This window comes from Rhodococcus sp. SJ-3 (genome assembly GCF_051918125.1).
GTDB lineage: Bacteria > Actinomycetota > Actinomycetes > Mycobacteriales > Mycobacteriaceae > Rhodococcus.
This window is the reverse complement of record NZ_CM123306.1, coordinates 4,214,543-4,227,809: the sequence shown is the minus strand read 5'-3', so window position 1 is coordinate 4,227,809 and position 13,267 is coordinate 4,214,543. Positions and strand designations below refer to the sequence as shown.

Sequence of the window (13,267 nt, the reverse complement as noted above, 5' to 3'; positions counted from 1 at the left end):
AGGTGCACAGTACCGGGACGCCGTCGGTGCTCGGCCTCACCGGTCAGTGGAGACGGGACCCTGATCGGCTCGGCGTGCGGCACCTGCCCTTGGCAACCTCATTGGCGAGGCCGGGAGGTGACCTCGAGAGCGACACGGGTAAGGGCTTCTTCTGCTGGGAGAGCAGCTTGGGCGGATGCCGTCAGATCGTATCGGGAGACCGCGACAGGCTGCTGGGTGCCGGCGAGGGCATATCGGACGACAGTGTCGTTCTTCTCGGCCACAAGGAGCATGCCCACTGTCGGCTGGTGTGTGTCGCGGATCCGGAGTCGATCCTCAACCAGTGCCACGTAGAAGCCGAGTTGCCCGGCATCACGCGGGTCGAACTTCGTTGTGTTGAGTTCGATCACCACGTAGCGCAACTGCTCGACGTGGAAGAACAACAGGTCGACGTAGAAGTCGTCCCCGTCGACGTCGAAATGCACTTGGCGACCGACAAATGCGAATCCCCGGCCCAGCTCGCGCAGCGTGTCGATGATCCGCACAACCAGACGGTCCTCGAGCTCCCGCTCGCTCGCATCGCTGTCGATCGCAAGGAATTCCAGCGTGAACGGATCCTTGGTGAGCTGCTGCGCCAGCTCGGAGTCCCGCTGCTCGAGCGCGGCACCGAAGTTCGAAGGTGCAGCACCCTGCCGGCCGTGGAGACGCGTGGTGATCTGATGAGCGAGCACGGAACGCGACCACCCGTGATCGGCGTCCTGAGCGGCATACCACTCACGCAGATCCTGGTCGTCGAGCTTGTCGAGAAGTTCGGCGATGTGACCCCACGGCAATTGTCCAACGGGTCGTTGGACAATTGCGTCTTCGTCGGGCCATGCCTCGGCAAAACGCCGCATGTAGAACAGGTTCGCTCGCGAGAAGCCCTTCATGGTGGGGAACTCTGCGCGTAGGTCCGCGGCGAGCCGGGACAGCACCTTGGTTCCCCAACGCTCGGTCTGCTGGCGTTCCAAGATCGTGTGGCCGATCTGCCAGTAGAGGCGGATCAGTTCGGTATTGACCTTCCGCTGTGCCTGGTACCGCGCCTGGTGTATGCGGCGCTTGAGTTCCTCGAGCGTCGCGGCGTAGTCCGTGGGTTCGAGCTCTGCCATACCTGGAGCATTGCATCCATGTCTGACCCGTCGGGCATCCCTGAGTTGAGCGGTACGCCCATGACGGCCACGGAGCTCGCCCCCGGGGTGACCGGGACAGACTTCAGTTCGAGCCCGGACAGATTCGCCACGGGGTACGACGCGCTGGGCAATGCGTGCGCACCTCCCGAGGCAACAGGGAGCCCGTCGTAGGTCACGAACTCGGGCTGCGCCATGCGGGCGGGCCCTCTGACCGCGGTATGTTCACCCGCAGGCCCCCTCGGGAGCACCGACCGACCAGAACCCATCGGGCGATCCAGCAGGAATCAGCGGTTCGATCCACCGCGTCACGACCTCGACGACCGCGGCCTCGAGATCGTCGTGGGTCCACCCGAATGGCCGCGACGACACCGCAGGCCACCAGCCGAGCTCGCCCCATTCCACACCGAAGAGCCGACGCTCCTCGTCGAAGCGGCGATCGAGCAGGAAGGCGTCACGCCCGTCGAAGCGGGCCCAGACGTCGAACGGCCCCTCGCCGTCCTGGTCGACGAAAACATCGATGGTGATGCCCTCGATGTCGACACCGTCTGCGCACGCCGCGTCGAGGAACCCGATGAGCCGGTCGGCAACCTCGCTCGAAGCCGTCGTGAGAATCCGCCGCACCGCGGCCTCGTAATCGCCTGTGTCCACGCGGTCAGAATATCCGCCGGTCAGGCACAGCCCAGGAGACCTCGATACGGGAGAGCGCCTTTGCCTCCTCCTCATACGAAAATTACTGCGACGCAGGTGATGACGCCGGGACCGTGGCGCCCCCTGCAGCGCTACGGTCCCGGCGAGTCCGGTGGCCAGCGCGACAAGCACGCGGGCAGGTCTTCAGGGCGTCCCGAAGGAGCGTCCTTGCGCGTGCGCCCCTCAGATGATGAGGGCGGCGACACCGACACAGACGATGATGAGCACAGCCACCAAAGCACCAAAGGCAAAGGAGCCGGTCAGCACCAACGCCGGCGCGCCGGCCGGTACTCCGGAGCCGAGCGCGATGGCTGTGTGCGATCGGAATCGAGACTCCGGCAATTCGGGGTAGTTCGTGCGGGGATCCATCCGAGACTCGGGCATCATAGGACTTTGAGTCCCCTTGCCGAGGCACCGCGGTTCTCCATGCGGATACATCGAGTCGGTCGGCGACATCGGCAGCGGCATGTTCCTCGGCCCTTTCGAAACTCCAGCCGGATCGGTCGTTGTCCGGCTCCTCCTGGGAGCTGTGGGTGTGAGGTGCGGCGGTATATCGATCGCAACGGTTTTGCGAAGCATCACAACCGTTTACCCACGAGCCAGTTCTACATCACACACGAGACCGGGTCCAGCCAGGCAAAACGTCTGGTTTGTGCTGGTGAGAGGCAATTTCGGCACGTTCGTACACATTGTCGGCGATCGCGTTGATACGGTCCGGTCGGCTGCTCCGCCCCTGGTGGCAGGAGTTTCTGTGCAGTTCGCGAGGTTACCCGCGGTAAGCAGACGACCCGCGGGGGTCGGGCGCCGCGAGGTCTCGGACGTACTCGAGCGAGACCTTCAGCGGAAGTATTGGGGCCTTTGTACCCACCGAATGTTGCGGTAGTACCCAACGGAAATCGGGTGGTACGCCCGTGGCGTCCCGGCCCTCGAGGGACGGAGTCACCACCTTCGCCGCCAGCGGTCGCGATCGTCGTCGAGCACCCACTCGGCCACGTCGCCGTCGGCGCGAACGGAATCGGTGAGCCAGTGGGTCTCGTCGGGCGCCCACCCGGCGATCACGCTCGCGGTGTCGTCGTCGACGCAGATCGCTGTTCCCGCAGCGGCGAGATATCCCCTCACCGTGAGGTGCACTCCCCCGTACTCCTCAGCGACGCGACTCCAATCGGGCATCACCCAACGTCCTTGACGTCCTCCCGGCCGTGAACGACCGGGATTCCTACCGCAGCGCCACACGCCACCTCGATGGGTTCCTGTTTCAACGAGCCACGCTCCCCACTAAGCAGGGAGACTTACCGTCTCTCCGCAGGCGTTTCGCCTCTCCGCCCGTCCGGCGGCGAGGATGTTTCGTGCTGCATTGACATCGCGATCGTGGACCACACCACACCCCTGACAGGTCCACTCCCGTACTGACAACGGCTTCCGGCCATCCCCCACTCCGCACACCGAGCACAGTTGCGACGACGGAAACCACCGATCCACCTTCACGAACGTCCGCCCATACCGAGCGGCCTTCTCCTCGAGCAACCGGAGGAACATCCCCCACCCGGCATCGTGCACCGACTTCGCCAACCGCGTCCGCGCCAACCCCGCGACACACAAATCCTCGACATACACCGCTTGGTTCTCGCGGATGATCGCCGTGGAATGTGTGTGCGCCCACTCGCTGCGGGCATCGGCCACCCTCGCGTGAGCCCTCGCAACCTTGATTCGGGCCTTGGCCCGATTCTTCGAACCCTTCTCCTTGCGGGACAGCGCCTGCTGCGCCTTGCGGAGTGTGCGTTCGGCGCGTCGGAAGAACCTCGGCGACTCGATCACCTTCCCGTCCGACAGCACCGCGAACGTCGTGAGCCCCAGATCGATCCCCACCTCCGCATCGCACTCCGGCCCCGGCTCTTCGGTGGTCTCGACCACGAACGATGCGAAGTAACGGCCCGCCGCATCCTTGATGATCGTCACCGACGAGGGTTCCGACGGCAGCTCCCGTGACCAAGCGACTTTCAGCTCGCCGACCTTCGCGATATGCAGCTTCCGGTTGTCCCGGATAGTGAACCCGTTCCGAGTGAGCCGGATCGACTGCCGATTGTCCTTGCGAGACCGGAACCGCGGAGCCCCGACCCTGCGGCCCTTCCGCTTCCCTGACAGCGAATCGAACCAGTTCCGATACGCGCGACGCGCGTCCTGACAGGCTTGGACCAACACCACCGACGCCACCTCGGAAAGCCACACCCGCTGCGGAGTCTTCTTCGCCTCGGTGACCACCCGTTTCTGTACAGCGGTGTCCGAGATCTTCACCCCGGCCGCGTACGCGTTCTGCCGGGCGCGCAACGCATCGTTGAACACCACCCGTGCGCATCCGAACGACCGGGCCAGCATGTCCTGCTGGCCGGGCGTCGGATACACGCGGTACCGGTATCTGAGTTGCACGCCCGCACCATACAAACGACCACCGACACACACCGCTCGAGGGATCGGCTATCCCGGCCGTGAACGACCGGGATAGCGCCGAAGATAGTGCGGTCACGGCCAGTGGTCCGATACCAGTCGTGACGTTTCTGCGCCGTCACCTCCAATGGGTATCGACGGCACAGATCGGCCCACGCATCGGGGCCGTCGATCTCGAATACCTCGACGCCTGTCGGCACAGCGATGCGACGCACGAAGGCCCGCTTCCAACCCATGCTGTCTTCGACGAACAACACGCCCGCCGGCAACTCGTCGTCGAGCGACCGCGCCGAACAGCGAGCTTCCCACGGAAACGACCACCACTCGCCCGAGTAGTTCGCCCTCGGGTCTCGCGGACGCTCGCGTTCCGCAATCCCCTCCCGCTCGACGACGCGGACACGCCACGCAGCCAGGCGCTCGGCGAGAGGCGCCTGCTCGCGGGGCTCCTGCGGCGTCGCTTCAGCAGTGTCGGCCCACCCCACCGACCACTGGTCGTCGCGATCCACCTCGGTCGACCACCAGTCGACGTGACGCGACTGCCCAATGTGGTCGGCGATGCGTCGCAGTTCTCGTTGCATGGGAGCTGTGGCGGCGAGGACGTCTTCCCCGTCGGGTTCCTGCCAGTAGCGGGCGTTGTCCACCGCTGCCCCGAGCGCCGAACGCAGGCCGGCTTCCGTCACGGCGGGAAGCGGCACTGTCGCGAGCCGGCGGGCGACGTCCTCCGGTGAAATGTCCGGCAACGGTTCGTCGGCTCCGGGCCGAAGAGGATCCCCGGATTGGGGTCGAGGTTGTGTGCGGCGTAGAAGACGGCGGAGTTGAAAGAACTCCGGTCGTAATTCTGCTGCGCGGCGCGGTCGGCTTCCCGCGCAAATTCCAAGAACAACCTACGGCCGCGAGGGCCTGTCAACAGTGCGTCTGCCGTCATGCCGACCAGTAGATCACCGGACGACCGCGTCCAGAGCGGTCACACCGCAGTTCCCAGCGGGGGGCCATCAGCTCCACTCGCATGCGATGCCGTCGTCGTCGCGATCCAATTCGGGTCGATATCCCGGCGATTCTCGATTGAGCGGCGCCGCGCCGGCAGCGCGCGCCGCGTCGCAGTTCTTGTAGTAGGCACTCGGCCGCTCCCGAGGTGCAGGTGGCGGGGTGTACTCGGTGGTGTACACGGGCGGCGGCGGTTCGTACGTCGTCTCTGGCGGTGGGGTGTATACGGGAGGCGGTGGCGTGTACTCCGTGGTTGTCGGGACGATCGACGAACTGGTCTGCGACGGAGGTTGCACAATCTCACGAGTTGTCGGATTCTCATTCGTTGCCCTCGACACTGTATGTGCTGGGGTTGTGGAGACCACGGTCACCGGCGCGACCCCAGGGTCATGATCCGAGCCGAGCGCCGAGACCACCACACCACCACCGACGACAGCGGCCATCGCAACGCCGGCAAGCACTAAGCCTCGGTTTGCGCGCCGGCTCGCAGGCGTTGACGGCAATTTACGTTCGGCTACGACGTCAGCGGCCCCTGTCCCTGTCGAGGAAAATCGGGAGCGCAACGACCTGCCCGCCGACCGGAGAAGCTTCCGTGTCTCCACGGCCTGTGGACTCTTCCAGATTTCCATTGCCTTACCGACCGGGTCCGACGACCATTCGCTCTTCGTATCGGCGCTCTTCTCGAACGCCGGTGGCTGAACCGGCACTGTGGATCCGGAAGCGCGGAGCCCGACGTCGTTGCGCAGATCGACTCGTCCGGCAGGATCGATATCGACCACGGGAGCGGCGCGGAGAGTCACCTTCGCGACGACTCCGGGCGCCCGGATAAGCATGCGACCCGGCCCCGAGCCGGGGGTGAGGACGAAGCCGAGCGACTTCAGATGTCGTTCCGCGATGGCCTTGGCTTCTGAAGGTGTGATGCTCTCGGCCATGATGCGCCGCCGTCCTACTTCAAGATCGAAACTGCGAGAAGCGCATTCGCGCTGATTGTGCTGTCGGTCGGAACGCGAGGATCATTACACCCGCGCCGAAGCGCCGCGTCGATATGACCGAACATTGTTTGTTCGTATTGCAGGGCAATAGAATTCACGCCGGAGACGACAATGCGCCGTCCACCGAGCGGTGAGCGAAGGTCACGACACGGTCACCTCCCCAACACTCGCAGAGCAACGTGAATATCATTCCGGCAAACATCGCTCTGAAGCCAATCGACAGCGGTAGCTTTGTTACACCACAATTCCCCAACGCCTCTGTACACATCATCTGAAACACCCCTGCTGGAAACTTCCCCGGAGGCCCGACGTGCGTGGATTCGGTATCGATCTCGGAACAGCCAACACCGTCGTCGGAATCCCCGACGAAGGCATTGTCCTGAACGAGCCGTCGCTGATGATGGTCCGGGCCAAGGAACGACGCCGAGCGCTCGCGATCGGGCGGGACGCGAGCGACCTCCTCGACCGCACGCCGCCCGGGATCGAGCCGGTCCGGCCGATATGCGACGGGGTGATCGTGGACCTGGAGACTGCACGGACATTCGTCACGGCCGTCCTCGCCCAGGTCGCCCCGCGCCACCGCTACGGCATTCGTCCGACGGCCGTCATCGCGGCTCCTGTGAGCGCCACGCCACTCGAGCGTCGGGCACTGCTCGAAGTCGGACATGAGGCCGGTCTCCGGAAGGTCGGGTTGATACCCGGACCGGTTGCGGGTGCCCTCGGCTGCGGGATCGACCCGCTCGAACCGCGAGCGCACCTGGTCGTCGACATCGGCGGTGGCACTTCGGAAGTCACCGCCCTCTGCTACGGCGGCATCCTCTCCCACCGCAGTTGCCGCATCGCCGGAGATGATCTGACCAGCGCGATACTCCGGTACCTGCGCGCGGAACACAAGATCGCCGTCGGCGAACTCACCGCCGAGCGCGCCAAGCTGGGCGCGCCCGACACCGCCGACGAACGGTCGCTCGTCGTGGAGGGCCGCGACGCCGCGACCGGACGAGCGCGTCTCGTCACGTTGGAGACCGAAGAGGTCATGGACGCCATCCGGCCCACCACGACGAGCATCGTGCAGACGCTGTCGACCTGCCTGGACGACCTGCCACCGCGCGCAATCAGCGACGTCATGTCCGAAGGCATCCTGGCGATCGGCGGAGGGTCGATGCTGCGCGGCGTGCCGCAACTGCTCGAAGAGGCTTTCGGCCTGCCGGTGAAGACGGCCGAACGACCACTGACCTGCGTTGCCGAAGGCGCAACCGCGTGCATGGCGCAGCGAGAGGTGATTGCCGCGTACGCCGCCTAATGGGAGCTGTCGGGTCGTAGAGACTCGGTGCCGTAGCCGCCAGCAGGTGAGCACTTACGCCGCCGGAAGCATTCGACTTCTGAGGTCAGATCGTGCCCCTGCTGGTCGGCCGGGAGGCCAGACCGCTGATGGGGTGGCGTGCCCGCCGGGCAGTGGGGCGTGAGCACTGGATCCATTAGGCCGCGTGCCGCGCCTTCCGCAGGCTGCATGGGAAGCGAAGTGCCTGACCGAGGAGGATGAGTTGCTGCTGATCGGTGATGACTGGGCCGAGGACCACCACGACGTCGAGGTCCAGGACGCGACCGGCCGGAAGCTGGCCGCCGCGAGGCTGTCCGAGGGCGTAGAGGGGATCGCGAAGCTGCACGAGCTCGTCGCGAAGCACGGCGGCGCGGACCTGGACGCGGCCGTGGTGGTGATCGGGATCGAGACCGACCGCGGCTCGTGGGTGCAGGCCCTGATCGCCTCCGGCTACCAGGTGTACGCGATCAACCCCCGGCAGGTCGCACGGTTCAAGGAGCGGTACGGCACCTCGGGCGCCAAGAGCGACAAGGGTGACGCGCACGCGCTGGCCGACATGGTGCGCATCGACCGCGCCCAGCTGCGGCCGGTGGCCGGGGACAGCGAGCAGGCGCAGGCCGTCAAGGTCGTCGCCCGTGCCCACCAGACCCTCATCTGGGAACGCACCCGCACCTTCCAAAGGTTGCGCACCACTCTGCGCGAGTACTTCCCCGCCGCCCTGGCCGCCTACGCGGACCTGTCGCTGACCAGCACGGATGCGCTGGAACTGCTGACCAAGGCGCCCACCCCCGCGGCCGGTGCGAAGCTGACGCGCACCCAGATCACCGCCGTCCTGGCCCGTGCCCGCCGGCGCAACCGGGATGCGAAGGCGGCTACGATCCAGGCCGCGTTGCGCACGGAGCAACTCGGCCTGCCCGGGCCGGTCACGGCCGCCTATGCGGCCACGGCGGTGGCCCACGCGAAGCTGCTGATCGCACTGAACGAGCAGATAGCTCAGCTGGAGGGGCAGGTGAAGGCACATTTTCGAGCGCACCCGGACGCTGACATCTACCTCTCGATGCCCGGCATCGCGGAGATCACCGGTGCCCGGGTGCTCGCCGAGTTCGGAGACGACCCCACCCGCTACGCCTCCGCCAAGGCCCGCAAGAACTACGCCGGCACCAGCCCCATCACCCGGGCCTCCGGCAAGAGCCACACCGTCCAGGCCCGCTTCGTGCGCAACAACCGGCTCGCCGACGCCTTGCAGACCCAGGCGTTCTCCGCCCTGCGGGCCTCGCCCGGGGCTCGCCGCTACTACGACAAACAGCGTGCCCGCGAGGCCGGCTACAACCCCGCCCTGCGCCAGCTCGGCAATCGCCTCGTCGGCGTCCTCCACGGCTGCCTCAAGACCCGCACCCGCTATGACGAAGCGACCGCATGGTCGCACCACGCCCACCCGGAACCCCATGCGGCTTGACACCAAACGACATGGGGTGTCTGACCGCTCAGGGGTTCGGTGTACGGATCTGCGCGAGGTAACGCTCGAGCAGCCCCTTGACGACCGGCCCGGCCGTCGCCGACCCGAATCCGCCACCCCGCACCAGCGCCGTCACCACGACCTCCGGTGCGTCGGCAGGCACCACCGCCGAGAACCAGGCATTGAGGCCCTTTCCGGGCGCCGACGGATCCTCCGCCGTGCCGGTCTTGGCGGCGGCCGGCACCGGCAGGCTCGCGAGTTGGCCGGCAGTACCGGCCGACGCCGACGCCCGCATCCCCGCTCGCACAGGTTCGAGTTCGTCCGCGAAGGACAACCGACGCGGTTCAGCGGTGGGAAGAGGCACAGTGCCCGCGGGTCCGTATGCTGCCGCGAGCTGCGGGGTCACCGTCGCGCCCGAGGCGATGCCCGACGTCCAGCGCGCCACCTGCAGCGGCGTGGCAGTGACGGTGCCCTGACCGATTCCCATCAACAGCGTCGAGCCCGGATACCAATTTCCGCCGATAGTCCCGACGTTCTCGGGTGTGCCGAGGAACCCCTCGGATTCACTGGGCAGATCGATTCCCGAGCGTGAGCCCACCCCGAGTTCGGTGGCGGTGGTCGCGATGCGCTCGGGTCCGAGGAGGTCGGCGAGCTGGTAGAAGTACACGTTGTCCGACCACTGGATCGCCCCGAGCAGGCTGTTCGGTCCCATCGGTTGCCAGTTCGCGAACGTGTGCCCGCCGTAGGTATAGGCCGCCCCGCCGGCGAGGGCTGCGTCCGGCGACAGCACATGGAACGCCGCGTTCGCCGAGGCGGTCACGATCTTGAAGGTCGAGCCGGGAGGTACTGCCGTCTGGACGGCGTGATTGAGCATGCGGCCCGGTCCGTCGCCGTCGGTCTGTGCCGCGAGCGCGACCGGATCTACCGGTGGCCCGTAGACGTTGTTGTCGTAGCCGGGCACGCTGGCCAGTGCCAGCACGGCCCCGGTGCGGGCGTCCATCACGACTGCTGCGCCGAGGTCTCCTCCGCTGCTGCGCACGGCCTGGGTGAGCGCATCGGTCGCGGCTTGTTGCATACCGAGATCGAGATGGAGCCGCAGGTCGTGGCCCCGGATCGGATCCACCCGCTCCCCGGTGCCGACGGGGCGCCCGGACGGATCGACGTACATGCACTGCCGGCCGTCGACGCCTCGCAATAGCGCGTCGTACTGCCTCTCCAGCCCGGCCTTGCCCACCCGTGATCCGAGGGCGAGATTCGGCCAGACCTGCATGTCCTGTGAATCCGCGATCCCAACGTATCCGAGGACCGACGCCAGCACTTCCCCGTGCGGATAGTGTCTGCGGCCCGTCGGGTAGACGAGCACCCAAGGCAGCTGGGCGTCCACGATGGCCCGGGACTGCTCGGGTCCGACCCGTCCGAGCGTGACCTGCAGCTCTCCGTCGCTGCCCCGGAGCTCCTCCCCCAGCTGTTCCGGGGTGATACCCAGCAGAGCTGCGAGCTCGTCACGCACCGCCGGGTCTCCCTCTTCGAACATCCGCGCGACCACCGCGACGGTGTACTCGTCGGCATTGGCCGCGACCGGAGCACCGGCCCGATCGACGATGTGACCGCGCTCGGCGGGCAGGCGGATGCAGCGCAGCATCTGCGTGTCGCTCGTCGCCCGCAGTTCCGTGCCGTGGTCGGTCTGCAACTGCCACGCGAACACCGACATCGCTACCAGCGACGCCGTCAACGTCACCGCACCCACCGGCACGGCACGCGGCAGACGTCTCCGGTGGGGCTCGGTCACCCACAGGGGTCGCGTCACGCCGTCGCGGCGTACCGCGAGCACGAGTCCGATGGACACGAACCCGATGATCGAGGCGGTGCCGCCGTAGCTGAACACCGGAATCGGCATGCCGGTGTGCGGCAGCAGCGACAGGCTTTGGGCAACCGAGACCGCCGTATGCAGACCGAACACCCCGCCGACACCGGCCGCGACGAGTGCCCCCTCCCGGGTCCGTGCGAGCCGGGCGGCGAGCACGGAACGCCACACGATGATCACTACGGCGACCACGACGGCTATGCCGGCAACGAGGCCCCACCCGTACACCAGGCTCGCGAAAGCCAGGTCGTGTTCCGATTCGGGCAGGTACTGGGCTCGCAGGTCGTAGTCCGGTTGCCGTCCAAGCCCCCACCATCCCGCGCTGCCGATCGCGATGTCCGCCTGCCACGCCGCCCACCCCGACCCCTGCGGGTCGGCGTCGTTCGACAGGAACACGTGGATCCGCTCGAGCTGATACGGACGCAGGAACAGCACGGCCAACGGCAGGGAGACGAGCCCGAGCGCGAACAGTGGGCCCAGCGTCCGCATCGGCACCTTCGCCAGGATCAGCATGAGCAGCACGGTGGCCACGAGCACCACGGCGGTCGACAGGTCGGGCTGCACCGCAACCAACACGATCGGCACCGACGACACAGCCAGGACCTGAAGGAACCTGCCGAACGTGTACCCGACGGCCAGGATCGAAGCGGGCACCAGGACGAGCGCGAGCTTGGCGATCTCGGAGGGTTGGAGGGTGAACACGCCGAGGTTCAGCCAGCGCTGAGCGCCCTTCGTCGCGATTCCGATCAACGGCACCGCAGCGAGCAGCACCACCGAAGCGGCGAACGACACCCACCCGAAACGACGCAGGGCAGCGATCCGCGTGCGCGAGGCCGCCCACATCGCGCCGAGCCCCACGGCGGCGAGCACGACGTGACGCACGGCGAGCGACGACATGCCCGTCGAGATCATGTTGAGCATGCCGAGGACGACCAGCGCGACGGCCGCCGTGACGAGCCACGGATCGGAGGGTCGCCTACCCGCCGTCACGGGGGCTCCCGGGCGAGCAGGTTGCGTTCTCGCTGGGAACGTACATCGGTTCGGACGCGGTCGCGGCGGGGACGGTGGTGACCGCGGCGACGGCAAGCGCCGACCCCGGCGGCAGGTCGACGCTGCCGATGCCGTATGCCTCTCGCGCGCCCGGTGGCACCGGAATCGTGACCTCCCCACCGGGCAGCGTCACGCCCGTACATCGGTCGTAGACTGTCGGATTCCAGGTCACCGCGCCGACGCTCGCCGCGGGGTCGAGGCCCACATCGACCCGCACGGTGCACGACCGTCCTGCCTCGCACGGGCCGTTCGCGAAGGTCGCGGCCACCTGAGTGATCGGGCCGGCGGCGCCCGGAAGAGCGGTATCGACAGGCCCGGGTCCGGTTTCCGGCTCGGCCGGCGGCGATACCGGACTGATCCGATCGTCCATCGACGACTCCACCGGGTCGAGGAGTGTGTGCCAGGCCCGGTTCAGCTCCGACCACGCAGCAGGCGCCGCCCACACCATCCCGACGACTATCAGGACAGCGAGCAACGCGAATATCCCCCGGCGCCTCGACAGCCGCCTCCTCTTGCGATGCCATACCTTCCCCGCGAACGGGTGCCGACGGTTCCGGCCGGTCGCCGGGATCGATACGTCCGTCCGTTCGGCCGCAGCGTCCTCCGTCCGAGCGCGCCCCTTCACAGCCGTGACGAGTGCGGCGAGCTGTGACCGTTTCCTTCCGATCTCGACGTCGTCGAATTCGGTTGCGGCAGCGTAACGAACCCGCCTCGCCAGACCGACGAGATCCGACGATTCCGCGAGCGCTACTTCCACACGGTCTGCAAGTGCCTCACTGCGGCAGTTCGTCACGATCCGGTGAAGCAGACGCGCCGCCACATCGCGCACCTCGTCCCAGGACCCGGCATCGCCGGTGGACCGGATCGTGAGCTGTCCGGCGTCGGACACCATCACGTCGCAATCTCGGAAGCGGATCGGGGGACAGCCCCGGCCATTCGCGAGTTCGAGTTGATCGACCACATCGGTGACGAGCAATGCGGCCTGCGCGGGGGTCAACGTCGCAATGGCAAGCAGCCTTCCGAGCGCCACACCACCCGTGTCGCCGTCGATACATACGGGCGGTCCGGATCGAGCCTCGTTGTTCTTGTAGTCCGTCGCATGAACTCTCAAGACTGCTTCGATCATCACGCATCCCGCAAATGCCGACCTTCCCGCAAACCAGACCGGGGCGGGAAAGTATTTGACCTTGAACTACCTTTCCCCCTTGATGATTCGTTTCCAAAATCTATTGTGTGCTATTTGCCCACGAGTTGACTCGGGTTTCAGCGAAACCTTGCTGGGCTGCGGTCATTGAGAATGTCCACCGGAAGGCAGAATTTCGTACC

Annotated in this window: 11 protein-coding genes and 1 pseudogene; 3 read left to right on the top strand and 9 right to left on the bottom strand. The window is 66.8% G+C overall.

Annotation, left to right across the window (positions count from 1 at the left end):
* Nucleotides 1-98: 98 nt before the first annotated feature.
* Nucleotides 99-1,127, bottom strand: a complete 1,029-nt coding sequence (locus ACTDXD_RS19655; protein ID WP_440123943.1) for a PDDEXK nuclease domain-containing protein — start codon at nt 1,125-1,127, stop codon at nt 99-101.
* A gap of 18 nt (nt 1,128-1,145) precedes the next feature.
* On the opposite strand from ACTDXD_RS19655, the gene ACTDXD_RS19650 reads away from it, so the two are divergent.
* Nucleotides 1,146-1,319 carry a hypothetical protein gene (locus ACTDXD_RS19650; RefSeq protein WP_440123942.1) on the top strand — a complete coding sequence of 58 codons (174 nt, stop codon included), beginning with the start codon at nt 1,146-1,148 and terminating at the stop codon, nt 1,317-1,319.
* Nucleotides 1,320-1,370: 51 nt separating this feature from the next.
* On the opposite strand, the gene ACTDXD_RS19645 is transcribed toward ACTDXD_RS19650, so the two are convergent.
* The 6 genes and pseudogenes from ACTDXD_RS19645 to ACTDXD_RS19620 form a co-directional block, all read right to left on the bottom strand.
* On the bottom strand, nt 1,371-1,796 hold the full coding sequence (locus ACTDXD_RS19645) for a DUF6389 family protein (RefSeq protein ID WP_440123941.1): 426 nt from the start codon (nt 1,794-1,796) through the stop codon (nt 1,371-1,373).
* Nucleotides 1,797-2,018: 222 nt separating this feature from the next.
* Complete coding sequence (locus ACTDXD_RS19640) at nt 2,019-2,204, bottom strand: hypothetical protein (protein ID WP_440123940.1); 186 nt, start codon at nt 2,202-2,204, stop codon at nt 2,019-2,021.
* Nucleotides 2,205-2,774: 570 nt separating this feature from the next.
* Nucleotides 2,775-3,035 (bottom strand): annotated as a pseudogene (locus tag ACTDXD_RS19635) (hypothetical protein); the annotation flags it as partial.
* 75 nt (nt 3,036-3,110) lie between these two features.
* Nucleotides 3,111-4,208, bottom strand: coding sequence for an RNA-guided endonuclease InsQ/TnpB family protein (locus tag ACTDXD_RS19630; RefSeq protein ID WP_440127711.1), 1,098 nt, complete (start codon nt 4,206-4,208; stop codon nt 3,111-3,113).
* Nucleotides 4,124-5,017, bottom strand: a complete 894-nt coding sequence (locus ACTDXD_RS19625; RefSeq protein WP_440123939.1) for a hypothetical protein — start codon at nt 5,015-5,017, stop codon at nt 4,124-4,126. The genes ACTDXD_RS19630 and ACTDXD_RS19625 overlap by 85 nt, the downstream gene beginning before the upstream one ends.
* 252 nt (nt 5,018-5,269) lie before the next feature.
* Entirely contained in the window at nt 5,270-6,193 is a 924-nt protein-coding gene (locus ACTDXD_RS19620) for an excalibur calcium-binding domain-containing protein (protein WP_440123938.1), read from the bottom strand.
* A gap of 370 nt (nt 6,194-6,563) precedes the next feature.
* On the opposite strand from ACTDXD_RS19620, the gene ACTDXD_RS19615 reads away from it, so the two are divergent.
* Complete coding sequence (locus ACTDXD_RS19615) at nt 6,564-7,553, top strand: rod shape-determining protein (RefSeq protein WP_440123937.1); 990 nt, start codon at nt 6,564-6,566, stop codon at nt 7,551-7,553.
* A 241-nt stretch (nt 7,554-7,794) separates the two neighbouring features.
* On the top strand, nt 7,795-9,027 hold the full coding sequence (locus tag ACTDXD_RS19610) for an IS110 family transposase (protein WP_440127509.1): 1,233 nt from the start codon (nt 7,795-7,797) through the stop codon (nt 9,025-9,027).
* A 28-nt stretch (nt 9,028-9,055) separates the two neighbouring features.
* Here the strand turns inward: ACTDXD_RS19610 and ACTDXD_RS19605 are convergent, their stop codons facing one another.
* Together ACTDXD_RS19605 and ACTDXD_RS19600 are read right to left on the bottom strand one after the other, a co-directional pair.
* Nucleotides 9,056-11,881 carry an FtsW/RodA/SpoVE family cell cycle protein gene (locus tag ACTDXD_RS19605; protein WP_440123936.1) on the bottom strand — a complete coding sequence of 942 codons (2,826 nt, stop codon included), beginning with the start codon at nt 11,879-11,881 and terminating at the stop codon, nt 9,056-9,058.
* Nucleotides 11,868-13,067, bottom strand: a complete 1,200-nt coding sequence (locus tag ACTDXD_RS19600; RefSeq protein ID WP_440123935.1) for a hypothetical protein — start codon at nt 13,065-13,067, stop codon at nt 11,868-11,870. Before ACTDXD_RS19600 ends, ACTDXD_RS19605 begins: the two co-directional genes overlap by 14 nt.
* Between the last annotated feature and the right edge of the window lie 200 nt (nt 13,068-13,267).

Excerpts from the sequence above, each read along its gene's own strand:
- ACTDXD_RS19655 (WP_440123943.1), bottom strand. The coding sequence starts at position 1,127 with ATGGCAGAGCTCGAACCCACGGACTACGCCGCGACGCTCGAGGAACTC.
- ACTDXD_RS19650 (WP_440123942.1), top strand. The coding sequence starts at position 1,146 with ATGTCTGACCCGTCGGGCATCCCTGAGTTGAGCGGTACGCCCATGACG.
- ACTDXD_RS19600 (WP_440123935.1), bottom strand. The coding sequence starts at position 13,067 with ATGATCGAAGCAGTCTTGAGAGTTCATGCGACGGACTACAAGAACAAC.
- ACTDXD_RS19620 (WP_440123938.1), bottom strand. The coding sequence starts at position 6,193 with ATGGCCGAGAGCATCACACCTTCAGAAGCCAAGGCCATCGCGGAACGA.
- ACTDXD_RS19640 (WP_440123940.1), bottom strand. The coding sequence starts at position 2,204 with ATGGATCCCCGCACGAACTACCCCGAATTGCCGGAGTCTCGATTCCGA.
- ACTDXD_RS19630 (WP_440127711.1), bottom strand. The coding sequence starts at position 4,208 with ATGCTGGCCCGGTCGTTCGGATGCGCACGGGTGGTGTTCAACGATGCG.